The organism is Halonatronum saccharophilum DSM 13868 (assembly GCF_000517025.1).
Lineage (GTDB): Bacteria > Bacillota > Halanaerobiia > Halobacteroidales > Halobacteroidaceae > Halonatronum > Halonatronum saccharophilum.
Genome location: NZ_KI912092.1, coordinates 39619 through 64686, shown reverse-complemented (window position 1 = coordinate 64686; position 25068 = coordinate 39619). Strand labels below are relative to the sequence as shown.

The window sequence follows — 25068 nt, the reverse complement described above, 5'->3', positions numbered from 1 at the left end:
CTCATTTTCCTCCAGTTAATACAGTTAGTATCCAAATACCTAGCTGTGCACCTAAAAAAGCTATCATTAAAAGTAGTAACTGCTTTATGACTACCAATATCCTACCTTCAAAGACTCCTCCTTCGATAATCTTTAGGCTCGAAAAAGTCCCTCCAATTGCTGTAACTACAGCCCATAACTTTATATCTTGTGAAACATCAAGCATTACCTTTATAGGAGATTGGCGGGTTAAAGTAGCTCCTAAGCTACCTAGTATAGACCCTCCTAAAACTACTCCTAAAGAAACAAAAAAGACCAAAACTAATCTATCCATCTATAACCACCCTTTTCATAATAGCTATCAGTTATCAGTCTTCAGCTATCAGCTAGACCTTAAAACCTTTAATCTTTAAATTGATACCTCATATTATATTTATTTAAAGCCTTCTTGAACTATGCTCTTTAATTTAATAAGATAAAAGAGGATAAAAGGGGTTGTTTAAGGAAATAATAAAGTGGCACTTCTGTGCCACTGGATAATGAGTAAAAAATTAATAGGTTCTTAACTGATGACTTGTTACTGAAGAGTTTGGGGGTGAATTACAAATGAGCAATTTTGTCCATCTACATTTACATACGGAGTATAGCCTTTTAGATGGGGCAGTACGGACTGATGATTTAGTAAAGAAAGCTAAGGATTATGGGATGCCGGCAGTGGCAATTACTGACCATGGGGTTATGTATGGTGCCATTGATTTTTATCAAAAGGCGAAAAAAGCAGGTGTTAAACCGATTATTGGCTGTGAGGTTTATGTGGCCGATAATCATTTGAAGAAGGATGCTAGATCAAGGAAGTTGGCCCATTTGGTTTTGTTGGCCCAGAATAATCAAGGGTATAAGAATTTACTGAAATTGGTCTCTAAAGCTTATCTCCAAGGTTTCTACTATAAGCCGAGGGTAGATAAGAGGTTATTAAGGGAATATAGTGATGGACTTATCTGCTTAAGTAGCTGTTTGGCTGGGGAAGTAGCGACTTCGATCAATAATGGACAATCAGATCGAGCTAAAGATATAGCATTAGAGTATGAAAGTATATTTGCTAAAGGTAATTTCTTCTTGGAGTTACAAGACCATGGATTAGCAGAACAACATATTGTCAATAAAGGTTTAGTCCAATTAAGTCAAGAGTTAGATATACCTTTAGTAGCGACTAATGATGTCCATTATTTAGATGAAGATGATGCTAAAGCCCATGATCTTCTCTTGTGCATTCAGACAGGTAAAGAGGTGAAGGATACTGAGAGGATGAAATTTCCTAATGATCAATTTTACTTTAAATCTCCTCAAGAGATGGGAGAGATATTTAATGACTATCCAGAGGCTTTAGAGAATACCTTAAAGATTGCTAAAAGGTGTAATGTAGATTTAGATTTTGATCAGACCCTCTTACCACATTATGACGTACCTCAAGAGGAGACCTTAGAGTCTTACTTGAAGAAACTTGTTTATAAAGGGGTAGAGGAGAAGTATGGTCAATTGACTGATGAGATAAAGGATAGAATCGAATATGAGCTTGGAGTAATTAATCAGATGGGATATCCAGCTTACTTCTTAATTGTTAGAGATTTTATTAGATATGCTAAGGATAATAGTATTATCGTTGGCCCGGGTCGGGGAAGTGCGGCGTCTAGTATAGTCTCGTATCTTTTGGATATAACTGAAATTGACCCTTTAAAGCATAATCTCCTCTTTGAGCGGTTCTTAAATCCAGCTCGGATATCAATGCCTGATATTGATATTGATTTTTGTTATGAGCGGCGTGATGAGGTAATAGATTATGTAGTTAAGAAGTATGGTCAAGATAGGGTAGCACAGATAATAACCTTTGGAACCATGGCAGCTAAGGCAGCAGTGCGTGATGTAGGAAGGGCTTTAGGTGTAAGTTATGGGAAGACTGATAAGGTGGCTAAGGCCATTCCTAACTCTTTAGGGATAACCTTAGAAAGGGCTATGGAAGAGTCTGAGGAATTACAGAATTTATATAAATCTGATTATGAAGCCAAAGAGATAATTGATTATTCTAAGAAGCTTGAGGGGTTGGCCCGTCATGCATCTACTCATGCTGCTGGTGTTGTTATTACCAAAGGAGAAATTACAGATTATACTCCTTTATACTCGAATAAGGGTGAGGTAACTACCCAATATCCAATGGGAGATTTAGAGGCTTTAGGACTTTTAAAGATGGACTTTTTAGGTTTAAGAACCTTAACTGTAATTAATAAGGCTTTAGCTTTGATAAAAGAAAATCGAGGAGAAGATGTAGACTTAGCAAGTGTCCCTTTAGATGATCAAGATACCTATCAATTGTTAAGTTCTGGTGATAGCTTAGGTGTTTTTCAGTTAGAGAGTGACGGGATGCGCCGCTTGATTGCTAAATTAAAACCAGAAGAGATAGAAGATATAATCTCTTTGTTGGCCCTTTATAGGCCAGGGCCTTTGGGAAGTGGGATGGTAGATGATTTTATTGCTAGGCGTCATGGGGAGAAGGAGATTGAATACCTTCATCCAGATTTGAAGGAGATATTAGAGCCGACCTATGGAGTAATCCTCTATCAAGAACAGGTTATGCAGATAGTTCAGAAGGTGGCTGGGTATTCTTTAGGTGAAGCAGATATATTAAGAAGGGCAATGGGTAAGAAGAAGACAGAGGTTATGAAGAAGCATCGGGAGATATTTATAAATGGTAATGAAAAGGTTGAAGGTGCTCTTAATAGAGGTTATTCTAAAGAGTTGGCCAATGAACTCTTTGAATTGATTGAGTATTTTAGTGGTTATGGCTTTAATAAGGCTCATAGTGCTGCTTATGGATATGTCTCTTATTGGACAGCTTATTTAAAGGCTCACTATCCTGTTCAGTTTATGGCAGCCTTAATGGGTAGTGTGATTGGTAATAGTGATAAGGTAGGCGAGTATATCAATGAATCTAAAAGAGTAGGAATTAAGATTCTCCCACCTGATGTCAACTCTAGTGGAGTTAACTTTAAGGTGGAAGGTGGAAATATTCGTTTTGGTTTAGAGGCAGTAAAGAATGCGGGCCAAAAAGCTATTGAAGCTATAATTGAAGCTAGAGAGAAGGAGAAGTTTAAAGATTTAAAGGACTTTTGCTATCGAGTAAATCTATCTAAGGTTAATCAAAGGGTGATTGAAAGCTTGATTAAAGCAGGGGCTATGGATTCTTTAAATCTTCATCGCTCTCAGATGTTAGATATGTTATCGGGTTTATTTGAAGAGGGCCAACGAATTCAAAAGGAGCAGGGTAATGGTCAAAGAAGCTTCTTTGATCTCTTTGAAGATGAGCAAGAATTTATTGCTCAAGAGATAGAGATACCTCCAATTAAAGAGTTTGAACCTAAAAGGTTGTTGGCCCAAGAGAAGGATGTTCTTGGTTTTTATCTATCTGGACATCCTTTGGATGAGGACTTACCTATGATAAAAGAAAAGAGGAGTATAAGTAGTAAAGAGCTTAAGGGAAAGAAGGATAATGTTTTAATAGGAGGATTAATTAGCTTTAATCGCGAAATAATAACTAAAAGTAATAAAGCTATGGCTTTTTTAACTCTTGAAGATGAGGTTGGTGAATTTGAGGTTGTAGTATTTCCTACTCATTATAATAAGTATAGTCATTTACTTTTGGAAGGTAATACTATTATGGTTGAGGGCAGAGTAGATGATGAAAGAAAGATAATTGCTCAAAAAATAGGTGATTTAAATACTGAACTTAGGGTTAAGAGTGATCTAAAGCCATTACATTTACAGTTTGGAAGTAATAGTGATATTGATATTAAGGAGTTAAAGAATATATTATTAAACAACTCTGGTCAAAGAAGAGTTTATCTTCATTTGCTAATTAATGATCAGAGGATAAGTATAAAGTTAGATTCTAAGTATAATATAAAGTGGACCCCTTTATTAAAGGAAGAACTTAACACAATTAGCATAAGGCACTCTTTATAATGGGCTAGCATATAATATATAATAGAGATATAGTACTATTTTTAATGTACAATTAATAAGTGAAAATATATGATTAGATATTATTTAGAACTTATATATAGATTGTACATTAGAACTAGATTCCTATATAGTTATATTTAATATAATAAATATACAATTCAATGTTTTTTTAAAAATTAATTTTATAGGAGGGGGATTTATGAAAGATATAATAATTGAACGTTTAGAGGAAAGAGGAGTTAAATTAAAGGCAGTAGCAGATATAGTATACACTCTACAAAAACCTTATAGTGAAAATTTAAGTATTGATGAATGTTTAGAATCAGTTCATAAAGTATTAGAAAAAAGAGAGGTACAATATACCCTGTTAACAGGGATAGCTTTAGATAAACTTACTGAAAAAGGACATATAGAGGAACCTTTGTCCAGTATAATTAAATCTGATGAACCTTTATATGGTGTAGATGAGAGCTTGGCTTTAGCTATTGCTAACATATATGGAACCATTGGGTTTACCAGTTTTGGGTATTTAGATAAGAACAAGTTTGGGATAATGGAAAAGTTAGATACAAACCATGACAAGGTTAATACCTTCTTAGATGACTTAGTAGCTGGTATTGCTTCAGCAGCTTCGGCTAGAATTGCTCACCAAAAGCGAAATGAAAAAGAAGCAAAGATGAAGGAAGAAAAAGAGGTATCATAAGTTTAGTAGTCTGGAATCAGGAATAGGCAATCAGTAAGATCATAAAGGGTAAAAGATTTAAAAATAATTTTACTGATTCTAGATTCCAGGTTCCTGATTCTATAAGAATAAAGCTATGCTTTATTCTTATAAATTTGCTTTCTTGGAATGGAGTGAAGATATGGATTATTGTCAAATAGTTGCTACAATAAGGGGAACAATAAGTTATCGTTTGCGTCAGATATTTAACTATCATAAGATTGATTATTCTGTTAAAGTTGTTCGACAGAGTGATGGTCGTAAGGTAGAGTTTTCTACTATTATTCCAAGTCAAAATAAGGAAGAGGTTCTATCTTTGATAAAAGAGAGTAGCCTTGATCCAGCAATTACTGTTCTCCCAGTTTTAGAGTATGAAAATCCTAGAGAATATCAACAGGTAAGGGATATAGATTTAGCATCTAAAGCTAGTGTAAGTTCTATGGCTGAGTTATATGATGGTGTTTCTATAGGTTCTTTTAGTAGGGTGGTAGGAAATGCTATTTTACAAGAAGAGGTTAGTATTGGAGAAGGAACCTTTATAGGTAGTGGCGTAGTTGTTAGAGGGCAGACTGAGATTGGTGATAATTGTCATATAGGAACTGGTGCTATCATAGGTAATAATGTAAAGATAGGTGATAATGTTACCATTGAAGAGAATGTCACTATCAGGGCCAACGTTAATATTGGTAATGATGTTTCCATTGGTACAGCAGCTAATATTGAGAGCAATGTAGATATTAAGGATAATATTAGAATTGGCCCGATGGCTAGGATATTCAATGTAGGTAGGAAGAAGGCTACTCTAGAGAGTGCTGAAGATAGATTAGTTATATCTACTGTTATAAACTCTGGAAGTTTTATCGGTAGTGGAGCTATTGTCGGTGGTAAGATTGGGTCTAAGGTTATGATTGGATCTAATTCTGTAGTACATACTGCAACCATAGGCGATGAAGCGACAGTAGGTTCGGGATCTACAGTTCCTTATGGAAGAGAGGTTGCACCTAAAGTTACAGTAATTGGGTCACCTGCTAAGCCAGTAGATGAATATAAGGCTGAAAAGAAGTTGCTTAAGTTTTTGCAAACAAAGTATAACGAGCAATTGAAAATTGATAGTTGACAATTGATAGTTAAGATCAAAAATATAAAGATTAAAATATAGAAACTAAAGGTTATAAGTTTTTGATTTTAAGTTTTTTAACTATCAATTGTCAATTTTAAACTGTAAACTATAAAAGGAGGTAGTATGAAGGGATTTTGGGAGTATTTAATTAAAGGTATCCCTATTGGTATGGCCAATACCTTACCTGGGGTTAGTGGGGGTACTGTAGCTTTGATTTTAAGGATTTATGAGAGATTGATAAACAGTATTAAAAACCTTAATTTAAGAATGCTCATACCTATTGGTATCGGTGCAGTCATTGGGGTAGGGGTAAGCTCTAAATTGATTATTGGTTTATTAGAGAGTAATCTTAGGGGTTTTATGTTGGCCCTTCTTTTAGGTCTTATCTTTGCTTCTAGTAAGATAACGGCAGATCAGGTGGAAAATTTTAATTTCAAGTCTATTTTCCTTGCTATAGTAGGATTAATATTTACTTATTTTTATTCAATTGATATAGATACAGTTGTTTTAACTAGTGATATATCCTTGGCCCGATTCTTCTTTGGTGGAACTATAGGGAGTATAGCAATGATTCTTCCAGGAGTTAGTGGGGGAACATTGTTGATTATGCTAGGTCTTTATCAAGGGGTATTAGAGGCTATTAGTACATTGAATATAATTGTCTTATTAGTATTTGGTTTTGGAGTGGGAGTTGGGTTGTTAATCTTTTCATGGACCCTTTCCTATCTATTAAATAGATATAATTCTCCAGTAATGGCTTTCTTAACAGGTTTAATATTGGGTTCTATGAGGAGTGTTCTTCCTGATAGCCTTGGATTATTAGAGATTATAGGCTTTGTTCTTGGGGGATTTATTATTTGGAGATTGGATAAGAATAGGATACTTGGAGAAATTTAAAATCTTTAAATAGAGTATGTTAACTTTAAAGTTAACATACTCTATTTATTTGGGTATATTTTACCGAAAGTATTGACAAAACAAGTTTAATGAAGTATATTTATATTATGAACAGCATTCAAAAGGTGAATGCGATTTATGATGTGGTTTAATAGTAATAAAGTTGCACTTTTCAAATTGATAATTGATAGTTAAGGTCAAAACCTTACAAGAACTTTGGTTTTTAAGGTTTTAACTATCAATTATCAATTGACAATTATCAACTGTAACTATATTACTATACAATTCAACTTCAAACCAACATATAAATTACTTAGTAAAGATAAGGAGATGGAATCAATGGATAGAAAAGAAATTCAGCAGCAGCGGATGAGGGGGTATTTCATTGAGGCGGCTAAGCAGATTGTTAAAGAAGAAGGGGTTGGAAATTTAACCGTAAAGAAGGTAGCTCATCTTGCAGGTTATGCCCCAGGAACCTTATATAATTATTTTACAGATTTAAACCAATTGTTATTTTATTGTGTGGTGGATTTTTTTGATGATTGTAAAAAAGAGTTATTAAAAGAGATGAAAAAGTACAGTACTCCAAAAGAGAAGTCAATTAATTTAGCTAAGGTATATGCACAATTTTTTATTGAAAATCCTAAGATATATCAATTATTATTTCTTGAGGATTTGGGTATTCCCCCAAAAGAGATTATAGCAGAAGATTATTTGCCAGAGGTGGTAAAATCATCAGCAAGAAATTTAGAAGAGTATGCTAAAGAAAAGGGAATAAGTAAAGAAGAGGTAGATATTTTATTAGGGTTAATAGCTAACTCTATTCATGGAAATCTATTATTCTTTATCAAAGGAAGAGGTATTAAAATGACAGGAGAAGATGTGATAGAAAAGATAATAAGGGAGGTTGAGTATTTACTAAAAAATTAAATTATGAAAAAAATTATGTATAAGGGGGAAATAGAACGGTGGATAACATGTTAAAAAGTAAATTTAAGGTTTCTTTTATTTTATCTATTATTATTATTGTCTTGGCGATTATAACATCAGTAGGTGGAATTTTTATGGAAGATCTCTATCAAGATAATGCCTACAGTCAAAGTGTTGGCTTGGGTAATGATCTAGTAACATTGGTGGTTGTGATTCCTTTAATGATAGGGGCACTTTTTTTTACAATGAAAGGCTCATATAAAGGACAGTTACTTTGGTTAAGTAGTTTGTTTTATATGTTTTATAATTATATGTTTTATTTATTTGCCTGTGCATTTAACAACTTTTTCTTACTTTATGTAGTATTAGTTTCAGCATCAATTTATGCTATTATTTTTGCTTTAATAAAGGTTGATGTTCAAGAAATTAGCCAAAGATTTAATGAGAATCTACCTGTTAAATGGATAGGTGGTTTTATGTTTTTTATTGCTGGATCATTAATTGTTGTAAATTTTATTCAAATAATTAACTTTATTAGTACTGGGCAGTTGCCTGAGCATATTATTAATTATGAATGGCGAACTAGTATAATTTTTGCTATTGACTTATCAATACTCTTACCGACTATGATATTAAGTGCAGTTTTATTATTAAAGGCTAACGCATGGGGTTTTATATTATCAGCTATTATGTTATTTAAAATGAGTACTTATGGATTGGCTTTAATCGCTATGGTATTCACTTCTATTTCGGAAGGCTTAGATCCTTTGATGCCTTTTTATCTTTTGATTTGGGTAGGAGGTACTTTCTTTTTAGTTTATTTATTAAAGAGTATGAAATCAGTCAAAGATGTTTATTGAGAGTTAGATAAAGTTAGGAAATAAAAACAAAAAGGAGAGATAAATTATGACAAAAATCAGAAAAAAAGGATTTATTTTATTAATGGGAATTATGTTGGCTGGTCTTTTAGTTGGCTGTATAGATGTAGATGTAGAAGGGATTTTAGCAGATACCCACATTGAAGATGTTGATTTAAGTCAGGTGCAGGATGGGAGATATAAAGGTGAGCATACTGCTGGAGAAGTAGTGGTAGTAGTAGCAGTAGAAGTTAGAGACCATCAAATTGAGGATGTTGAGATTTTAAGTCATGAGAATTGGAGAGGAAGTAAGGCAGAAGCAATTACTGAAGATGTTTTAGCAGAGCAGACAGTAGAAGTTGATGTAATTAGTGGAGCTACAATAAGCAGTAAGACTATATTAAAAGCAACTGAAAATTCTCTTAGAAATGGAATAGTCGAGAAGTAATATCTAATGGAGAGATTATTTTAAATGTAGATTAATAATCTAGAATAGTAAAGGGGTAATATGGATGAATAGAGTATCATTTTTAATTATATTGCTTTTAATGTTTATATTCTCAGCTAAAGTTAAAGCGGGCCAAAGTATTTATGATAAAGAGCCTAGTGGAGTTATCTTTTCTCCCTTTAACTTAGAGTTTAGCTCTATGGATAAGCTGTTATTAATAAATTTCGAAGAAGGGTCAGATCAAATCTATTCAGGCCTTGAACCTCAGATAATAGATGGTAAGTTGAGGATAATAGCTTGGCGTAATGATGGCTTTGTTGATGTTTATCAACAGCCTAGTATGCTTTCTGTGGACAACCTTGATGTTGCTGGCAAGGGATTGGCTAATTTTTTGGAGAGAGATATGGAAGACTTTAAATTTGAGATTAATTCAAAGGGAGTTGACCTTTACTTTTCTTTTGAAGATAAGAAGGGAAGAGAGGTTGAGGCAAGGATAAAAGAGAAGGGTGATAAAGTTATTAAACCATTTGATTTGTTGGCCCCGGTAGGGGGAAGCTCAGAAAACCCTTCTTATTTGCCACTTTACTTCTTATATGATTTTTATTTTGTCAGGCGTGCAGGGACAGAAAGTATAATAAAGATTGCTGGAAAGAAGCAAGAGGTTGAAAATCTTCCTTTCTTTTTGGATTGGTCAAGGTGTTACTTTACACGTTACTCATCAGATCCTTTTTTAGTAGAATGGAATGCGGATTATGAAGGGTCATTATCACCTTTAGGGCCAAGGACTGATGGAGAGGTTTGGGATGAGGATGTTCGTTATAGTATTAGAGAGAATAACGGCTATTATGAGATTGAAGGAATGAGTATTAGCCAAGGAGAACACCAGTTAAGGATTGATTTTTCACCTGCTATACCAGATATAATAGCCTTAAAGGACGGGGTTATCATAAGCGGTAAGTTTCTTGTATCAACAAGTAGAGAGAAAGCAGGGAGTATAAGTGGTGACTACCAGATAGATAGAGTTGGAGAAGAAGTATTAATAGAGATTAATCCTAGTGGTGGATGGAAGCCTAAGATAAGCAAATGGGAGCTTAGGTTCATATACTTCTTTGGTTCAGACTTCTTCAAGGATTGGCCCAAGCCTTATAACTGGACTGCGAGAATCAACTTAGAAGGTGACCAAGTTACAATGAACTCAAAGTGGGAGATAAAAGAATGAAGATTATTTCCTTACTAGCACTAATAATAAAAGGAGGAATATAGATGAAAACATTAATTGCTTATGGAACGAGGTATGGTGCTACAGAGAAGGCAGCAAAGAGGTTGGCGGAATTTATAGGAGAAGATGCTCAGTTATTTAATCTGAAGAAGGACGATTTAAAGAGTTTGAACTTAGATGATTATGAAGCTGTAGCTATTGGTGGTTCAATCTACGCAGGAAATATTCAAAGGCGGGTTAAGAAGTTCTGTGAAGAGAATATGGGTGCCTTATTAGAGAAGAGACTAGGATTATTTCTCTGTTGTGGAGATGTAGAGAGGGCAGATGAGCAGTTAGTAACCGTTTTTGAAGATGAATTAGTGGATAAAGTAGATGCAAAGGGCTATTTTGGTTATGAGTATGATTTTAAGAAGATGAACTTCCTATTTAAGTTGGTTATCAAGATGATGGCAAAGGTAAATGAGAGCAAGTCTGAGATTAATGAAGAGAATATCAAGAGTTTTGCAGAGGAATTTATATCGGTATAAAAGTGAAGGATTATAGTAATAAAGCGTAGCTTTATTGGGAGTGTCAGTAAAAACCTCGTGATAACTAGAGTTATCGCGAGCTTTGAGTATTTGACTTTATTTCTAATATTTACATCTTTTCATTAGAAGGGTTTTGCGATAAAATTAATAATATAAGTCTATAATTAGAAAGGGTGCAAAGATGAAAGCAAGATGGGCAGTAATTTTGACAGTAATAATGGTTTTAGTAGGTTCTACTAATCTTTATGCAGGAGATCGTTTTGGAATGGGTTTTAATTACTTTAACTCTCAACAAAATCTCAGTGGTGGTTTAGAAGGCGATTTAGGTCTTAGAGAGGTGAATGGTAGGGTAAATCTAAATAAAGGATTTACTTTGCAAGGAAGCTATGCCTTTGGTGATAATAGGGGGTATATAAATTCTGACTTAAAGAATACTGACTTGTCTTTGATAAGGAATTTTATTGAAAATGATAGGAGTAAGTTGAGTTTAGGGGCTGGAGTTAATCAATCTCTATTTTCTACTGATATATTTGGACAAGGTTTATTTGATATTCAAGAGCAAAGTGTTAACTTAATTGGAGAGGTTGAACATAACTTGACAAGGCATATTGGCTTATTTGCAAATTATAAGTATGGTCTATTAAATGATTATAATATCTCTTCTCCTAATATAGAAGTAGGTGATTTAGGGAATTTTAGAGGTGATGAAAGTTATTCTTTGCAGGCTGGTCTCTCCTTTAGGGTTGCTGATGATTTAAGGGCCAACATCGGTTATAGAAAAAGCCAAGGTTCTATACAAAGTACAAGTTTTTCTAGTATTCCCATCGAGGTTAATGGAACCACTTTAACAGATTTAACAAATATCAATAGAAGCACAGAGGGTTTATTCTTCGGTGTTGAGACTAGATTTTAAATGATGGCCTAGGCCATCATTTTTCTTTTTAGATATTAACTTTATTACTAGTGTTTGTGTCAGTAGTCAGTGTCAGTAAAACCTTAAGAACTATAGGTTTATTAGGTTTTGAATTTCACTGGCACTGACACAGACTACTGACACTTAATTATTATATCTCTTTACACCTAGAATTCTATATTATAAAATAATAAGATAAGTAACTTTGAAAGGGGATTGAATAAAATGATAAATGCTATTAAAAGAGGTGGAAGGAAAGCATTTTTCACCTATTTAGAGCTTGTGAAGATAATCATTCCTGTTTACATAGTGGTAACCTTTTTAAAGTATACAGGTGTAATAAATTATTTAGCCGGTTTCTTTAGTCCTTTAATGAGGATAGTTGGTCTTCCAGGAGAGGCTGTTTTGGCCCTGTTGACAGGGTATCTTCTAAATATCTATGGTGCAATAGCTGTAATTGTTGGTTTGGATTTAGGGTTGAAGGAAGTTACTATTTTAGGGGCGATGTTGGGGTTGGCCCATAGTTTAATCATTGAAGGTGCAGTAATGAAGAAGATGAGAGTTAAAGTAGTTCCTCTAACTATATTGAGGTTAGCTGCTTCTTTATTTGCTGGTGTTTTATTAAATTTAATATTATAAGATTACAAGGAGTTGAAGTTTTATGGAATGGGGTCTATTTTTTGAAGAGGTCTTCGTTGGTGGGTTTGATATGTTAACAGGAATAGCAATAATTATCTTTCCTCTTTTAATAAGTGTAGAGTTAGCAGAAGATTTAGGTATACTAGATAGGATATCGAAATTATTTACTCCCTTTGTCAAGCACTTTGATCTTCCTAAAGAGGCTGGACTACCTTTGGTAGTTGCTCAGATATTTGGTCTGACTTATGGTGCAGGAGTTTTATTAAAGATTGTAGATGAAGACAAACTATCTTCAAGAGAACTTATGATTGTAGGAGTGTTCTTAGCGATCTGTCATGCTGTAATTGAAGATACTTTATTATTTATAGCAATTGGTGGTAATTGGTTTATTATACTGACAGTAAGAATGCTTTTGGCTCTTATAGTTACTTTAGTTTATGCTAGGTATACTAGAGGAAGTATAATTAATAATGGGTTAGAAGAAGTAGATCTTTGTCAGGGAGGTAAAGGATGCTAGATGGATTTTTTAATAGTAAGTTGAGATCTGATTTGGCTTTATTATTTGTAGTTAGTATTTGGGGTAGTACCTTTGCTTTAATGAAGGGGGCCTTTGATGATGTTGGACCTTTTTATTTTTTGACTTTAAGATTTGGGCTGGCTTTTTTTATCCTCTTACTTCTCTTCTTTAATAGGTTAAAGAAGATTGATGTTAATATACTTAAATCCGGGACCAACTTAGGTGTTGTTCTATTTTTAGGGTTTGCTTTGCAGGTTAGTGGATTAAGGTATACTACTGCCTCTAAGGCGGGATTTATAACAGGTTTATCAGTGGTTTTAGTACCTTTTCTAGGAGCTATCTTTTTTAAGAAAAAGTTGTCTCTTTCCACTTGCTTTGGAGTTATTTTTGCTACTGGAGGGTTATTTCTTTTAAGTTTTGATGGTGTAGCTAGTTTAAACTATGGAGATCTTTTGATCTTTTTATGTGCCTTATCCTTTGCTTTGCATATATTATTTGTTGACAAATATGTAAAGTTTAATGATGCCATATTGTTGGCCCTTATTCAGATAGGGGTTGTTGCTTTATTAAGTGGGGTTTTAGCAGTGTTTAGAGGGGGGGTTGTATCAATAAATAGTTCTTTGCTTTGGGCTAACATTCTCTATATGGGACTCTTTGCTACGGCAATAGCCTTGCTTATTCAAAATAAGGCCCAAGAAAAGACGACACCGGCTAAGGCAGCCATCATCTTTTCCTTAGAGCCTGTCTTTGGGAGTGTATTCTCTTATGCTATTTTAGGAGAATTAATCTCACCGAGAGCTTACTTTGGAGGTGGGTTGATTGTTTTAGGCATGGTGTTGGCCCAAATTAGGTTTAAGGAGAGCTTAATAATTAATAAATTACAGACAGTAGAGAATAAATAGTACAAAATAAAGAATTTTAATTTTCTGATTTAATTTATTAAATATTCTCTATTAACTGAACTTTAAAGGAGGAGAAGAGTATGGAGGAGACTAAATTAGAGTTAGATTTATCGAAGGTGAAGGTGACAGGGTTATTTGGATATCCAGTAGAACATTCTTTATCACCGGCAATGCACAATGCTGCATTTAAGGAACTAGGGCTTGATTATATTTACTTACCTTATGAGGTGGAAGTAGATAACGTTAAGGAAGCTGTTTGTGGAATTAAAGGGTTAGGGATGAGTGGTGTTAATGTTACTATACCGCATAAAGAGCAAGTAACACCTTACTTAGATAGATTATCAGAAGAGGCTAAGTTGATTGGGGCTGTTAATACCATCCAGAATAAAGGTGGGGAATTGATAGGGCATAATACAGATGGTCGGGGTTTTATTAGATCTCTTAGAGAAGAGGGAGAGTTTGATCCAAAGGGAAAATCTGTATTAATAATCGGAGCAGGTGGTGCTTCAAGGGCAGTAGCCTTTCAATTAGGATTAGAAGGTGCTAAGGAGATCTTCATCAATGATCTTGATATTAAAGTAGCAGATGATTTGGCTTCTGATGTTAAGTCTAAGTTAGGGGCTCTAAAGGTTGAGTCAGTAGCTTCTATTAAGGAAATAGCTGCTGGGGTCGATTTAATTGTTGATGCAACACCGATAGGTATGTTTCCAAAGGTTGATGTATCCCCTATCTTAAGTAGTGAGTCTTTAAATTCTAACCAGGTAATTTACGATCTGGTTTATAATCCTAAGGAGACTGTATTATTAAAAGAAGCAAAAAAAGTAGGAGCCAAGGGTGTTAGTGGTTTAGGTATGCTTCTTTATCAAGGAGCAATCGCCTTTGAAATTTGGACAGGAGAAAAGGCTCCAGTTAAGGTTATGAGAAAGGCTTTAGAGAGGGGATTATTTTCTTAGAAGTTGATAAGCTTTAGAATAGAGGATCAGTAAGCTAAGTTGGCAATAATTAATTTAGTTTGCTGATTTCACATTTAAATTTAAATTTCTCTGTTGATGTGAGTTATTAAGTATTAGTCTTTCGATAATTCAAGGTGATATAACATACCTATGTTAATCTTAGGGGGTGAAGTTTAAAGAGGTTAAAGATGAAAAATAAATACTTGACATTGTTTGTTAGGTAGTATATAATTGTATCAGCGAATTCCTAACCAATAAAAGATAGTTCTGTATATACTTATTTATAATTTTCTAAATTACTCATAAAAGTAATCTAGGCTTCATTTGAATTTCTTACATAGCCAAAAGAAAAACTTTTTAAATAAGGAGATCTAAATAATAGAGTTATCTCTTATAGTAGATGGTGGGCCAACCGCCATCTACTATAAATTTTAAATAATATAATAAATAATTGAGAAGGGAGAATGGTATTATGAAGTTTAATAAGAAGAGAGTAGTTATAGCAATTTTATTGTCAGTTTCGCTATTTTTAGTAGGCTGTTCAGCAAATGAAGAGTTTATATCAATTGCCACAGGGGGGACAGCTGGAGTTTATTATCCTCTTGGAGGAGCTATAGCAGAGGTTATAAATAATGAGGTTGATGGTGTAAATACTTCTGCCCAATCTACTGGTGCTTCTGTTGAGAACTCTAGGCTAATTATGAATGAAGAGGTTGAGTTGGCTATAATTCAAAATGATATTGCAAATTATGCATATAATGGAGAGAGACAATTTGAAGACAATCGAGTTGAAAATATTAGAGGTATTGCAACTCTTTATCCTGAAGTTATTCAGATTGTTGTTAGAAGGGGTGCTGGGATTGAGACTATAGATGACTTAAGAGGTAAGAGGATTGCTGTAGGTGCTCCTGGAAGCGGGGCTGAAGCTAATGCACAACAAATCTTAAACGCTTTTGGTATTACTTATGATGATATTAGACAAGATTATCTTTCATTTGCAGAAGCAGCTGGAAGGTTATCAGATCGTCAAATAGATGCAGCTTTTATAACTGCAGGTATTCCAACTTCAGCTGTTATGGATGTTGCAGCTACACAAGATATAGGATTATTAAGTATGAGTCAAGACCAAATAGATGCTTTAAATAGTGAGTACCCTTTCTTGACTGGTGTTGAGGTGCCAGCTGGGACTTATCGTGGTCAAGATGAAGCAGTAAGTACTGTTGCTTTACAAGCCACTTTGGTTGTTCAAGAAGAATTATCAGATGATGTAGTCTATGATATTACTAAGGTAATCTTTGAGAATAGAGATAGGTTAATTAGAGCTCATAATAGGGCCAACGATATAACAATTGATACTGCTCAAGATGGAATGACAGTACCTATGCATCCAGGTGCTCAAAGGTATTTTGATGAAGTTAATTAAGTTTATTAAAAGTTATCTCTGATTTTTGAAGGGGGGATGCCGGGCATTTTTATAATGTCCGGTTATCAATTTTATGAAGTTATATTTATTAATTATATTAATTATTTTTTTACTAGCTGGTATATTATTAGGTTTTAATGAAACTTTCTTGATAGTTAGAGAGCTTGAGAGTGGAGATATAATATGGAACTCAAAAGTTTATGATGGTAGTAAATTTATTATCCGATATACCCATTCAGTTCATCTAACTCCTGTATTAGAGTATTTTAAAGTTGATGGGTGTAAGTTGATCTTGTATGGTACCGATTATCAAAGTTATGGAGCTGGATTGCCCTTTTCAGAAGATGATTTACCAGGTGAGTACTTATTAGAGGAAGGCTTCCTTAAAGTTAGAGATATCAATAAGGTAATAGGTCTTATTCCTTTAAGGGTAGGAAATTATGCTAAGCATAAGCTGGTCTTTAATAGTAAGGAATACCATTTATACGAAAAGGTTAAGGGGGTTGTTGAAATTAAAGTTAGTAGCTTTAGTTTCTTTGATAGACTAAGATTGGGGGTAGATTTATTATGAAGATGTTAAATAATAAGAAGGATAAGAAGGCTAAGGAGTTATTAGAAACCTTCGATCCTACAAGTAGATTTAGAAAATTTAAAGGAAGAATGGCAATTGCTGTTACGATTATTGCAGCTGCTATGTCTTTATTTCATTTATATACTGCAGGTTTTGGAGTTTTACTTGATTTAAAACAGAAGGCTGTCCATTTAGCTTTTGTTTTAGTATTGATATTCTTACTTTATCCTACAAGTGAGAAGTATAAGGATAGTAAGAAGGTTTTTTATCTTGATGTAGTACTTGCTTTTTTAGGTTTTGTTATTTCTATGTATCTAGTTGTCAATTACGAAGCATTGGTTGGACGAGCAGGAGTCTACACTACTTTGGATAGGACAATGTCAATTCTAGCAATTTTATTGGTCTTAGAAGCTACAAGAAGGGTAGTAGGATGGGAACTTCCTGCAATTTCAGTTATCTTCTTGGGCTATGCTTACTTTGGCCCGCATATGCCAGGGATGTTGGCTCATCGAGGTTATTCACTAAGTAGAATCGGAAGTCATATGTATTTTACGGATCAGGGTATATTTGGTATACCTTTAGGTGTATCAGCTACCTTTGTATTTTTATTTCTTTTGTTGGGTTCTTTTGCTGAGAAGACAGGTCTTGGGGAGTTGTTTATAGATTTAGCTATGGCTTTGACTGGAAAAACTGCTGGTGGACCTGCTAAGGCGGCTGTTTTATCTAGTGGGTTAATGGGTTCTATATCGGGAAGTTCTGTAGGTAATACTGTAACTACGGGTTCCTTTACTATTCCTTTGATGAAAAGTATAGGGTATAAACCTCATTTTGCTGCAGCAGTAGAGGCAGCGGCTTCTACAGGAGGACAAATTATGCCTCCGATAATGGGAGCAGCAGCTTTTATTATGGCTGAATTTGTTGGAGTTCCTTATGTTGCAATTGCTAAAGCGGCTATCTTACCAGCTTTGCTTTATTATTTAGCTGTTGGTTTTATGGTTCACTTTGAGGCTAAAAGATTAGGCTTACAACCTATGCCTAAGGAGAGAATTCCTAAAGTAAAGGATGTCTTAAAAAGAAGAGGTCATATGGCTATACCATTAGTGACTATATTTTATTATCTGTTTAGAGGGTATACTCCTTTAAGGGCAGCTTTTGTAGGTATAGTTTTAGCTTATCTTTTAAGCTTCTGGAAAAAGGATACAAGAATGTCCTTTAAGGAGCTTTTAGATGTTCTTGAAAAAGGAGCTAGAAGTGCACTAGGTGTAGCAATTGCTTGTGCTTGCGTTGGATTCATTGTTGGTGTTACTACATTAACGGGATTAGGATTACAGTTAGCAACTCTTACAGTGAGTTTAGCCGGTGGAAGTTTGTTCTTAGCCCTATTCTATACTATGATAGCTTGTACTATATTGGGTAAAGGTTTGCCTACAACAGCTACTTATATTGTTTTAGCTTCTATGGCAGCACCTGCTTTAGTAGAGCTTGGGGTTCCTGTACTTGCTGCTCACTTATTTGTACTTTATTTTGGTGTTGTAGCAGATCTTACTCCACCAGCTGCTTTAGCTGCTTATGCTGGAGCTGGAATTGCAGAAGCTAATCCTTTTAAAACTGGTATAACAGCCATTAAGCTTGCTGCAGCTGGTTTTGTGGTTCCTTTTGCTTTTGCTTATTCACCACAATTACTATTAATTGACCCAGCATTTATTGAGGGTCTTGATTCTGCTTCTGCAGCAGGGCCAAATTTTTTATCTATAATTACGATAGTTGGGACTTCGATTTTTAGTATAGTTGCTTTATCAGGAGGTATTTTAGGTTATTTTAAGAGAAAGACTACAGGTGTAGAAAGGATGTTATTGCTAGTTAGTGCTTTAACTCTTTTAATTCCTGATTGGAGAAGTGATATTATAGGTGTTGTAATTTTAGCTTCTATTTACTTTATGCAAAAAAGCGAAAGTGATAATATAGGATCTTTAGTTGAAGAAGGGATATAAGCTATTAAGAGTATCGCAATTGCGATACTCTTTTTTTATTGTTAAGAAAATATGCTTTTTTTGAAAGTTGTAGATAACTTTAGAAAAAGGTTGACAATATAAGTAATTGAAATTAATATTAAAGTAAGTAAGAAACTTAGGGAGGAGATAGAGTGTATAAAAAATTATTTTATTGGTTTTTATATTCTTATAAGCCTTAGGCTTTATGATCCATCTCTTAGATTAAGGGCTAAGACAAATACAGGCAATTTAAACCTTAACGGGTTAGAGTTAAAAGCTTATAAATTTGAGGAGAAAGAGTTAGATAGTTTTATAGGAGAAGGTAAAGCAAATTTAAGTATAGAGGCTTCTACAGGTAATATTGATATTTCAGGTAAATGATTAGGAGGCAGAAAAAGTTATATTTTTATATAGGGAATTATCTTGTAAAGAGAAATTAATAGGTAAAAAAGGGGGGGTTTGATGGAGAAAAAGATAGTAGTTTTATTTATTGTGTTATCAATGCTAATAGTACTAAGTTTTAGTGGAGAAGATGTTTGGGCCAATGAAGCCAATGAATATGTAAAGGTTATAGAGTTTAATGAAGATGATAAAGTTAATAATAAAGAGTCGGGGAAGGTAATCAGAGTTGGTGGGGAAGAATTTTTAGCAGACTCTGATGAAAATTTTGAATTAGAATTTGTCTTTGATAATTTCAGGGCCAATGGTGGTCCAATGCTTGGTTTATTGAGGTTGGATTTAAGCTCTTTAAATGAAGTATTAACTGGAGATGATGCTAAATTTAAAGCTTTAAGTGAGGATATGATTTTATTTGGTGGTGGTGGAGTTATTGGCTCAAGAGAGGGGAGCCGAATTGGAGGTTATGGTTTAAGCGGTAAGCTTTCTTCAAGTGATGGAGAAAAAAGAGCTGCTTTAGAGATTAATTATGGTGGGTTTTTGTACCAAAAAGGCTTATTTGCTACTAAAAGAACAGATATCGCCTTTGGAGCTTTACTTGGAGGAGGTAGTACTAAGCTAGAGATGCGTCATAGAAGGGTTGATAATGCAGAAGATGTTATTAATCATCCTGCTGGTAGTATCCTTGAGAGTAGCTTTATTCTCTTTGAACCTAGGGTAGATTTATATTATAAACTGGGTGGGTTTACAGGAGTTGAGTTAGGAGCAGGCTATTTGTTGACTTATAATTTAAGTGGGGAAGCTGAAATTTTTGGAACTAAAGTTGATGATCTAGTTGAGAACTTTTCGGGTCCTACCATAACAGCTAAGTTTAGCTTTGGCTTTTAGAAGGTTATTAAAAAGGTTTGCTTCAATTTTAAAATTGAAGCAAACCTTTTTAATAGCAATAAAATTTAGCTAAGAAGGTTATGTTAAATAATGAAATTTAAAGAAGGAGGAGTATAAAATGAAGTTAACTGTTTTAGGAAATCGTTCCCCTTTTCCTACTAAGGATGGAGGGTGTTCTAGTTATCTTTTACAAGATGGAGGTCAGAATATCTTAATAGATGTTGGCCCTGGTACTTTAGAAAGATTAAATAAAGTTATACCTTATCATAAAATAACTGCTATTATCATCTCCCATCTACACGAGGATCATTTTTTAGACCTCTTGCCACTTCATTATGCTATAATGTTAGACATAAAAAGAGGCAAACGAAAAGAAGCATTGGCAGTGTACCTTCCATTTGATGAGGGAAGAGAATTAGATTATCTTAGATCTAAGGTGAAGGAAGAATATTATTTAAATCAGATAGATGAAAATACTAAATTAAATTTTGGTGATTTGAATTTTTCTTTTAAGAGGAGTAACCACCCTAAAGAGTGTTATGCTATGAAAGCGCTTAAAGAAGACAAGTCCCTCTCTTATACTGCAGATACAGGCTGGGATGAGGGGTTAATAGGTTTTGTTAGAGAGTCAGATTTATTGATAGCTGAAGCTAGTTTATTAGAAAGAGATAAGGATAAGAGGAAGATGGGTCATATGACAGTTAAAGATTCTATAAACTTTGCTAAAAAGGCTAAAGTAAATAAATTACTGCTATCACATTTGGGCTCATATTATAAAAAATCAGATATTGATAAAGAAATAGAAAATGGAGAAGTTGATGTTGAATTAGCCAATATTAATGGGGTATATAATATTTGATAAAATCTATAATGATCGATTATAATAAAGGATTTCTTTAAATTTTGGGCAAATAATAAGTATAGAGGTTTAGCTTAAATATCTTATTATTTTATTGAAGGCGTAGGGGTAATTCAAAGGAGGATTTTATGAGAGAGATAAGGGTTGAAGATATTAGTAATGAAGTTGCTAAGCTCTGTATTGATGCGAACTATAATTTAGGTGATGATATAATAAAGGAATACAAGAGGGGTTATGAAAGGGAAGATAATCCTGTAGCAAAGGAGGTATTAAAGATACTTCTTGAAAATGCTAAGATTGCTAAGCGGGATGAGGTTCCAATCTGTCAGGATACTGGAATAGCAGTTGTCTTTTTGGAATTAGGACAAGATGTAAGGGTTGTTGGAGGGGATTTATATAAAGCTATAAATAAAGGGGTTAGAGAAGGTTATGAGAGGGGCTATTTAAGAAAGTCTGTTGTAAAGGATCCTTTAATAGATCGAAAAAATACTGAAGACAATACTCCTGCTATAATTCATACTGAGATAGTTCCTGGGGATAAGCTAAAGATTAATGTAGCACCTAAGGGTTTTGGCAGTGAGAATATGTCCCAATTAAAGATGATGCGACCTACTGATGGAGTAGGTGGTCTAAAAGAATTTGTACTAAAGGTTGTAAAAGAGGCTGGGCCAAACCCTTGCCCTCCTATTGTAGTTGGGGTAGGGATTGGTGGAACTGTAGAAAAGGCGGCACTTTTGGCTAAAAAGTCATTACTTAGACCAATAGGAGTACATAATAATGATGATAAATTTAAGGAGTTAGAAGAAAAACTTTTAGAAGAGGTTAATGCTTTGGATATTGGACCACAAGGGTTAGGTGGAATTACTACTGCTTTAGCTGTTAATATTGAAACATTCCCAACCCATATAGCTGGCCTGCCAGTAGTGGTTAATATTAATTGCCATGTGGCAAGGCATAAGGAAATCGTTTTATAAGAATTCATAGTTGAGAATTGATAATCGATAGTTAAAAGAGTAAAATTATTTTAAGCCTTTTAACTATCAATTGTCCACTATCAATTATCAATTGAAATAAAAGGGAGGTATTTAAGTGGGAGAGATTAGAGTGACTACTCCTCTTAGTACAGAAGAGGTTAGGGAGTTAAGAGCAGGAGATAGAATATTATTATCTGGGATAATCTATACTGGTAGGGATGCTGCTCATAAGAGAATGATCGAAGCTTTGGATAAAGGTGAAGAGTTACCTTTTAAGCTTGAGGGCCAAGGGATTTATTATGTTGGCCCGTGTCCAGCAAAACCTGGGCAAGTCATTGGTTCTGCCGGGCCAACGACCAGTTATCGAATGGATCCCTTTGCTCCACGATTATTAAAAGAAGGGTTAAAGATTATGATTGGTAAAGGTGCTAGAAACCAAGAGGTTATAGATACAATGAAAGAAGAAGGAGCAGTTTATTTAGCTGCTATTGGTGGTGCTGCTGCTTTAATAGCCAAATCAATCAAAGAGGCTGAAGTGATAGCCTATAAAGATTTAGGAACAGAAGCAGTAAGAAAATTAAAGGTTGATAATTTACCTTTAATTTGTGTAATAGACAGTAAAGGGAATAACCTATATAATAGAGAGGCTGTCTAAGAGGTTTAGGATAAAGAGGATAATTATTTTGTTTTATTGAAAGAATAATAGTAATAAACCATAGCTTTATTAGCTGCTAGCCTCTAGCTGTTGGCTTTTAGCTAAGTAACATTAAACCCTACTTTAATGGTGGAGGTTTGGCCAATAGCAAGTAACTAGTAGCAAGTAGCTAGTTAACTATATTACTATAAGAATTTATAAGGGAGAGATATTATAATGATAAGAGTAGATGGAAGAGAAAGTAAAGATCAGTTGCGTGATATAAAGATAACTAGAAATTATACAGAATATGCAGAAGGCTCTGTTTTGATTGAAGCAGGTTCAACAAAGGTTATCTGTAATGCTTCAGTAGAAGATAGAGTTCCTTATTTTTTACGTGGTCAAGGTAAAGGATGGTTGACTGCTGAATACTCAATGTTACCTAGGGCAACTCAAAATAGGAATATTAGAGAAGCAGCAAAAGGTAAGCTTAGTGGTCGGACCCAAGAGATACAAAGGCTAATTGGGAGAGCTCTTCGTTCTGTTGTTGATTTAAAAGCTCTTGGCGAGAGAACAATTTGGATTGATTGTGATGTTATTCAAGCAGATGGTGGTACTAGAACAGCTTCAATTACTGGAGCATTTGTCGCTTTGATTGATGCACTGTCTCATATGTTAGATAAAGGGATGATTAAGAAGGTTCCAGTAAATGAATTTGTAGCAGCAGTAAGTGTAGGGATTGTTGATGATGAATTGTTGTTAGATCTTTGCTATGGTGAAGATTCTAATGCCAAAGTAGATATGAATATGGTTATGACTGGTAAGGGTGGAGTGATTGAAGTTCAAGGTACAGGAGAAGAAAGTCCATTTTCAAAAGATAACCTCTTTGAGTTAGTAGGGTTGGCCCATAAAGGGATTAAAGAGTTAGTTGATCTTCAAAAGGATGCTTTAGGTGATAAAGTGAAGTTGGTTGAGGAGGAATAGGTATGAAGTTTTTTTTAGCAACAGGAAATTTACATAAGATAGAAGAAATGAAGAAGATTTTAAAGGGTAATAATATAGATCTCATATCTAAGCTAGATATAGGAGATATACCAGAGGTTGTTGAAGATAGTAAAGAGTTTAAAGGAAATGCCCTAAAGAAGGCTAGAGAGATTTGTGAATATACAAAGATGCCCACTTTAGCTGATGACTCTGGTTTGGTTGTAGATGTACTAGATGGAAAGCCGGGAGTATATTCTGCACGCTTTGCTGGTGAAGGAGCAACTGATAAAGAAAATAATAAGAAATTACTTGAATTATTGAAAGGAGTTCCCGTAGAGGAGAGATCAGCCTACTTTATCTCCTCTATAGCTCTAGTATTTACTGATGGTAGAGAGGAAATTTTTGAAGGAAGATGTTATGGAAGTATAGGCTTTGAAGAAAAAGGGGAAGAAGGTTTTGGCTATGATCCACTTTTTATACCCAAAGGATATGAGAGGACCTTTGCTCAAATTGGAGCTGAAATTAAGAATGAGATAAGTCACAGGGCCAACGCCTTAGTTGAGTTAAAAGAATTCTTAAGAAAAGGTTTGGATGATTAAGATGAAATTAGCTGTATTTAGTGATGCCCACGGAAGAGGAGAAAGGATGGCTAAGGTCGTAAAGGATTTAAAAGGAGTTGATTATCTTCTGTATGCTGGTGATGTAGTAGGTGATTTAAAGGAAGTTCAAAGTAGAAAAGGTGATTTTAAGGTTTTAGCAGTAAGGGGTAACTGTGATTTTAATAGTACTTATAGTGAAGAGTTAGTCTTTGAAGTAGGAGGGAAGGTAATTCTTCTGACGCATGGTCATAAATATAATATTAAGTATGGGATAGATAGGTTATATTATAGAGCAAAAGAGGTAGAGGCTGATATTGTTATCTTTGGTCATACTCATTGTCGTTATGCTCAAAAAGAGGATGGAGTTATTTTTTTTAATCCTGGAAGTATAAGTTTACCTCGGGATGGTTGGCCTCCTTCTTATGGTGTTATTGAGATAAATAATGAGGGGATAAAGTATAAGCATTGTGATTTTTAATAATATTAAAAAAGGTAGTTTTTGATATAAAAAATGAGTTATTAAAAGATAAACCCGTTTAATCAACTTTAAGCGGGTTTTTTGTTTTTGACCTTATTATACTTTTTGGTTATACTATTAGATGTCGCTAGGAAAAAAGTGATAAATTAAGTATCGGAGCATGGCGCAGTTTGGTAGCGCACCTGGTTTGGGACCAGGGGGTCGCAGGTTCAAATCCTGCTGCTCCTACCATTAAAATCAGTTGACGATCGATAATTTAAAATTGATAGTCTATAATTTTTCTATTTATTTACTATCAATTATCCACTATCAACTATTAATTAAATGAATGCGCGGGAGTAGCTCAGGTGGCTAGAGCACCATCCTTCCGAGCTGGGAGTCACCGGATCTAGTCCGGATTCCCATATCCATTAATTTATTGTGTGCTTGTAGCTCAGCTGGATAGAGCAACGGCCTTCTAAGCCGTAGGTCGGAGGTTCGAATCCTCCCAGGCATGCCATTTAAATTAAGTATTAATTAAATATCGTGGTGGATGTAGCTCAGTTGGTTAGAGCGCAGGATTGTGGCTCCTGAGGTCGTGGGTTCGAATCCCATTATCCACCCCATTTTAATCACCCTTATATATCTAAGTGTGT

At 34.4% G+C, this 25068-nt stretch carries 25 protein-coding genes and 3 tRNA genes; 27 read left to right on the top strand and 1 reads right to left on the bottom strand.

Annotation, left to right across the window (positions count from 1 at the left end):
• Window position 1 precedes the first annotated feature (1 nt).
• The gene (locus tag HALSAC_RS0102360) at window positions 2-313 is read right to left on the bottom strand and encodes a YtrH family sporulation protein (protein ID WP_027338918.1); all 312 of its coding nucleotides are present in this window, start codon (window positions 311-313) and stop codon (window positions 2-4) included.
• Window positions 314-585: 272 nt separating this feature from the next.
• Here HALSAC_RS0102360 and HALSAC_RS0102355 point away from each other — a divergent pair, with 272 nt between their 5' ends.
• The 27 genes from HALSAC_RS0102355 (at window position 586) to HALSAC_RS0102220 (ending at window position 25038) form a co-directional block, all read left to right on the top strand.
• Window positions 586-3993, top strand: a complete 3408-nt coding sequence (locus HALSAC_RS0102355) for a DNA polymerase III subunit alpha (protein WP_027338917.1) — start codon at window positions 586-588, stop codon at window positions 3991-3993.
• Between the two features lie 199 nt (window positions 3994-4192).
• Window positions 4193-4696, top strand: coding sequence for a phosphatidylglycerophosphatase A family protein (locus HALSAC_RS0102350; protein WP_027338916.1), 504 nt, complete (start codon window positions 4193-4195; stop codon window positions 4694-4696).
• 160 nt (window positions 4697-4856) lie between these two features.
• Window positions 4857-5831 (top strand): DapH/DapD/GlmU-related protein, encoded by a 975-nt coding sequence (locus tag HALSAC_RS0102345; RefSeq protein WP_027338915.1) that lies wholly within the window; start codon window positions 4857-4859, stop codon window positions 5829-5831.
• Window positions 5832-5957: 126 nt separating this feature from the next.
• Window positions 5958-6731 (top strand): DUF368 domain-containing protein, encoded by a 774-nt coding sequence (locus tag HALSAC_RS0102340; protein ID WP_027338914.1) that lies wholly within the window; start codon window positions 5958-5960, stop codon window positions 6729-6731.
• 339 nt (window positions 6732-7070) lie between these two features.
• Window positions 7071-7661 (top strand): TetR/AcrR family transcriptional regulator, encoded by a 591-nt coding sequence (locus tag HALSAC_RS0102335; protein WP_027338913.1) that lies wholly within the window; start codon window positions 7071-7073, stop codon window positions 7659-7661.
• 38 nt (window positions 7662-7699) lie between these two features.
• Complete coding sequence (locus tag HALSAC_RS0102330) at window positions 7700-8521, top strand: hypothetical protein (RefSeq protein WP_027338912.1); 822 nt, start codon at window positions 7700-7702, stop codon at window positions 8519-8521.
• Between the two features lie 46 nt (window positions 8522-8567).
• The gene (locus HALSAC_RS0102325) at window positions 8568-8966 is read left to right on the top strand and encodes an FMN-binding protein (protein ID WP_035571173.1); all 399 of its coding nucleotides are present in this window, start codon (window positions 8568-8570) and stop codon (window positions 8964-8966) included.
• Window positions 8967-9030: 64 nt separating this feature from the next.
• Window positions 9031-10185, top strand: a complete 1155-nt coding sequence (locus HALSAC_RS0102320) for a hypothetical protein (protein ID WP_027338910.1) — start codon at window positions 9031-9033, stop codon at window positions 10183-10185.
• Between the two features lie 44 nt (window positions 10186-10229).
• Window positions 10230-10712, top strand: a complete 483-nt coding sequence (locus HALSAC_RS0102315; RefSeq protein WP_027338909.1) for a flavodoxin domain-containing protein — start codon at window positions 10230-10232, stop codon at window positions 10710-10712.
• Between the two features lie 181 nt (window positions 10713-10893).
• Entirely contained in the window at window positions 10894-11625 is a 732-nt protein-coding gene (locus tag HALSAC_RS0102310) for a hypothetical protein (RefSeq protein WP_027338908.1), read from the top strand.
• Between the two features lie 225 nt (window positions 11626-11850).
• Complete coding sequence (locus HALSAC_RS0102305; RefSeq protein WP_027338907.1) at window positions 11851-12264, top strand: nucleoside recognition domain-containing protein; 414 nt, start codon at window positions 11851-11853, stop codon at window positions 12262-12264.
• A gap of 22 nt (window positions 12265-12286) precedes the next feature.
• Window positions 12287-12781 (top strand): nucleoside recognition domain-containing protein, encoded by a 495-nt coding sequence (locus HALSAC_RS0102300; protein ID WP_027338906.1) that lies wholly within the window; start codon window positions 12287-12289, stop codon window positions 12779-12781.
• Entirely contained in the window at window positions 12775-13683 is a 909-nt protein-coding gene (locus tag HALSAC_RS0102295; protein WP_027338905.1) for a DMT family transporter, read from the top strand. The genes HALSAC_RS0102300 and HALSAC_RS0102295 overlap by 7 nt, the downstream gene beginning before the upstream one ends.
• 80 nt (window positions 13684-13763) lie before the next feature.
• Window positions 13764-14636 (top strand): shikimate dehydrogenase, encoded by an 873-nt coding sequence (locus HALSAC_RS0102290; RefSeq protein WP_027338904.1) that lies wholly within the window; start codon window positions 13764-13766, stop codon window positions 14634-14636.
• Window positions 14637-15108: 472 nt separating this feature from the next.
• Window positions 15109-16059, top strand: a complete 951-nt coding sequence (locus HALSAC_RS0102285; protein ID WP_035571170.1) for a TAXI family TRAP transporter solute-binding subunit — start codon at window positions 15109-15111, stop codon at window positions 16057-16059.
• A 73-nt stretch (window positions 16060-16132) separates the two neighbouring features.
• Complete coding sequence (locus tag HALSAC_RS14815) at window positions 16133-16630, top strand: DUF1850 domain-containing protein (RefSeq protein WP_051412044.1); 498 nt, start codon at window positions 16133-16135, stop codon at window positions 16628-16630.
• Window positions 16627-18621 carry a TRAP transporter permease gene (locus HALSAC_RS0102275; RefSeq protein ID WP_156924120.1) on the top strand — a complete coding sequence of 665 codons (1995 nt, stop codon included), beginning with the start codon at window positions 16627-16629 and terminating at the stop codon, window positions 18619-18621. Before HALSAC_RS14815 ends, HALSAC_RS0102275 begins: the two co-directional genes overlap by 4 nt.
• A 462-nt stretch (window positions 18622-19083) precedes the next feature.
• Entirely contained in the window at window positions 19084-19905 is an 822-nt protein-coding gene (locus tag HALSAC_RS0102270) for a hypothetical protein (RefSeq protein WP_027338901.1), read from the top strand.
• A gap of 118 nt (window positions 19906-20023) precedes the next feature.
• Window positions 20024-20764 (top strand): MBL fold metallo-hydrolase, encoded by a 741-nt coding sequence (locus HALSAC_RS0102265; RefSeq protein WP_027338900.1) that lies wholly within the window; start codon window positions 20024-20026, stop codon window positions 20762-20764.
• A gap of 128 nt (window positions 20765-20892) precedes the next feature.
• Entirely contained in the window at window positions 20893-21738 is an 846-nt protein-coding gene (locus tag HALSAC_RS0102260; protein WP_027338899.1) for a fumarate hydratase, read from the top strand.
• 115 nt (window positions 21739-21853) lie between these two features.
• Entirely contained in the window at window positions 21854-22393 is a 540-nt protein-coding gene (locus HALSAC_RS0102255) for a Fe-S-containing hydro-lyase (protein ID WP_027338898.1), read from the top strand.
• 216 nt (window positions 22394-22609) lie between these two features.
• Window positions 22610-23356 carry a ribonuclease PH gene (gene rph / locus HALSAC_RS0102250; protein ID WP_027338897.1) on the top strand — a complete coding sequence of 249 codons (747 nt, stop codon included), beginning with the start codon at window positions 22610-22612 and terminating at the stop codon, window positions 23354-23356.
• 2 nt (window positions 23357-23358) lie between these two features.
• Window positions 23359-23955 (top strand): RdgB/HAM1 family non-canonical purine NTP pyrophosphatase, encoded by a 597-nt coding sequence (gene rdgB / locus HALSAC_RS0102245; RefSeq protein WP_027338896.1) that lies wholly within the window; start codon window positions 23359-23361, stop codon window positions 23953-23955.
• Window positions 23948-24433: a metallophosphoesterase family protein gene (locus HALSAC_RS0102240; RefSeq protein WP_245579417.1), complete on the top strand. Its 486-nt coding sequence runs from the start codon at window positions 23948-23950 to the stop codon at window positions 24431-24433. The genes rdgB and HALSAC_RS0102240 overlap by 8 nt, the downstream gene beginning before the upstream one ends.
• Window positions 24434-24587: 154 nt before the next feature.
• Window positions 24588-24664: transfer RNA gene (locus HALSAC_RS0102235), tRNA-Pro, on the top strand.
• A gap of 191 nt (window positions 24665-24855) precedes the next feature.
• A tRNA-Arg gene (locus tag HALSAC_RS0102225) sits at window positions 24856-24932 on the top strand.
• A 29-nt stretch (window positions 24933-24961) separates the two neighbouring features.
• A tRNA-His gene (locus HALSAC_RS0102220) sits at window positions 24962-25038 on the top strand.
• Window positions 25039-25068: the final 30 nt, after the last annotated feature.

Bases quoted from the DNA above. Each gene is read 5' to 3' on its own strand.
- HALSAC_RS0102275 (WP_156924120.1), top strand. From the start codon at position 16,627: ATGAAGATGTTAAATAATAAGAAGGATAAGAAGGCTAAGGAGTTATTA.
- HALSAC_RS0102315 (WP_027338909.1), top strand. From the start codon at position 10,230: ATGAAAACATTAATTGCTTATGGAACGAGGTATGGTGCTACAGAGAAG.
- HALSAC_RS0102360 (WP_027338918.1), bottom strand. From the start codon at position 313: ATGGATAGATTAGTTTTGGTCTTTTTTGTTTCTTTAGGAGTAGTTTTA.
- HALSAC_RS0102260 (WP_027338899.1), top strand. From the start codon at position 20,893: ATGAGAGAGATAAGGGTTGAAGATATTAGTAATGAAGTTGCTAAGCTC.
- HALSAC_RS0102300 (WP_027338906.1), top strand. From the start codon at position 12,287: ATGGAATGGGGTCTATTTTTTGAAGAGGTCTTCGTTGGTGGGTTTGAT.
- HALSAC_RS0102320 (WP_027338910.1), top strand. From the start codon at position 9,031: ATGAATAGAGTATCATTTTTAATTATATTGCTTTTAATGTTTATATTC.
- HALSAC_RS0102295 (WP_027338905.1), top strand. From the start codon at position 12,775: ATGCTAGATGGATTTTTTAATAGTAAGTTGAGATCTGATTTGGCTTTA.
- HALSAC_RS0102285 (WP_035571170.1), top strand. From the start codon at position 15,109: ATGAAGTTTAATAAGAAGAGAGTAGTTATAGCAATTTTATTGTCAGTT.
- HALSAC_RS0102355 (WP_027338917.1), top strand. From the start codon at position 586: ATGAGCAATTTTGTCCATCTACATTTACATACGGAGTATAGCCTTTTA.
- HALSAC_RS0102350 (WP_027338916.1), top strand. From the start codon at position 4,193: ATGAAAGATATAATAATTGAACGTTTAGAGGAAAGAGGAGTTAAATTA.
- HALSAC_RS0102345 (WP_027338915.1), top strand. From the start codon at position 4,857: ATGGATTATTGTCAAATAGTTGCTACAATAAGGGGAACAATAAGTTAT.
- rdgB (WP_027338896.1), top strand. From the start codon at position 23,359: ATGAAGTTTTTTTTAGCAACAGGAAATTTACATAAGATAGAAGAAATG.
- HALSAC_RS0102325 (WP_035571173.1), top strand. From the start codon at position 8,568: ATGACAAAAATCAGAAAAAAAGGATTTATTTTATTAATGGGAATTATG.
- HALSAC_RS0102340 (WP_027338914.1), top strand. From the start codon at position 5,958: ATGAAGGGATTTTGGGAGTATTTAATTAAAGGTATCCCTATTGGTATG.
- HALSAC_RS0102335 (WP_027338913.1), top strand. From the start codon at position 7,071: ATGGATAGAAAAGAAATTCAGCAGCAGCGGATGAGGGGGTATTTCATT.
- HALSAC_RS0102265 (WP_027338900.1), top strand. From the start codon at position 20,024: ATGAAGTTAACTGTTTTAGGAAATCGTTCCCCTTTTCCTACTAAGGAT.
- HALSAC_RS0102310 (WP_027338908.1), top strand. From the start codon at position 10,894: ATGAAAGCAAGATGGGCAGTAATTTTGACAGTAATAATGGTTTTAGTA.
- HALSAC_RS14815 (WP_051412044.1), top strand. From the start codon at position 16,133: ATGAAGTTATATTTATTAATTATATTAATTATTTTTTTACTAGCTGGT.
- rph (WP_027338897.1), top strand. From the start codon at position 22,610: ATGATAAGAGTAGATGGAAGAGAAAGTAAAGATCAGTTGCGTGATATA.
- HALSAC_RS0102290 (WP_027338904.1), top strand. From the start codon at position 13,764: ATGGAGGAGACTAAATTAGAGTTAGATTTATCGAAGGTGAAGGTGACA.
- HALSAC_RS0102305 (WP_027338907.1), top strand. From the start codon at position 11,851: ATGATAAATGCTATTAAAAGAGGTGGAAGGAAAGCATTTTTCACCTAT.
- HALSAC_RS0102240 (WP_245579417.1), top strand. From the start codon at position 23,948: ATGATTAAGATGAAATTAGCTGTATTTAGTGATGCCCACGGAAGAGGA.
- HALSAC_RS0102270 (WP_027338901.1), top strand. From the start codon at position 19,084: ATGGAGAAAAAGATAGTAGTTTTATTTATTGTGTTATCAATGCTAATA.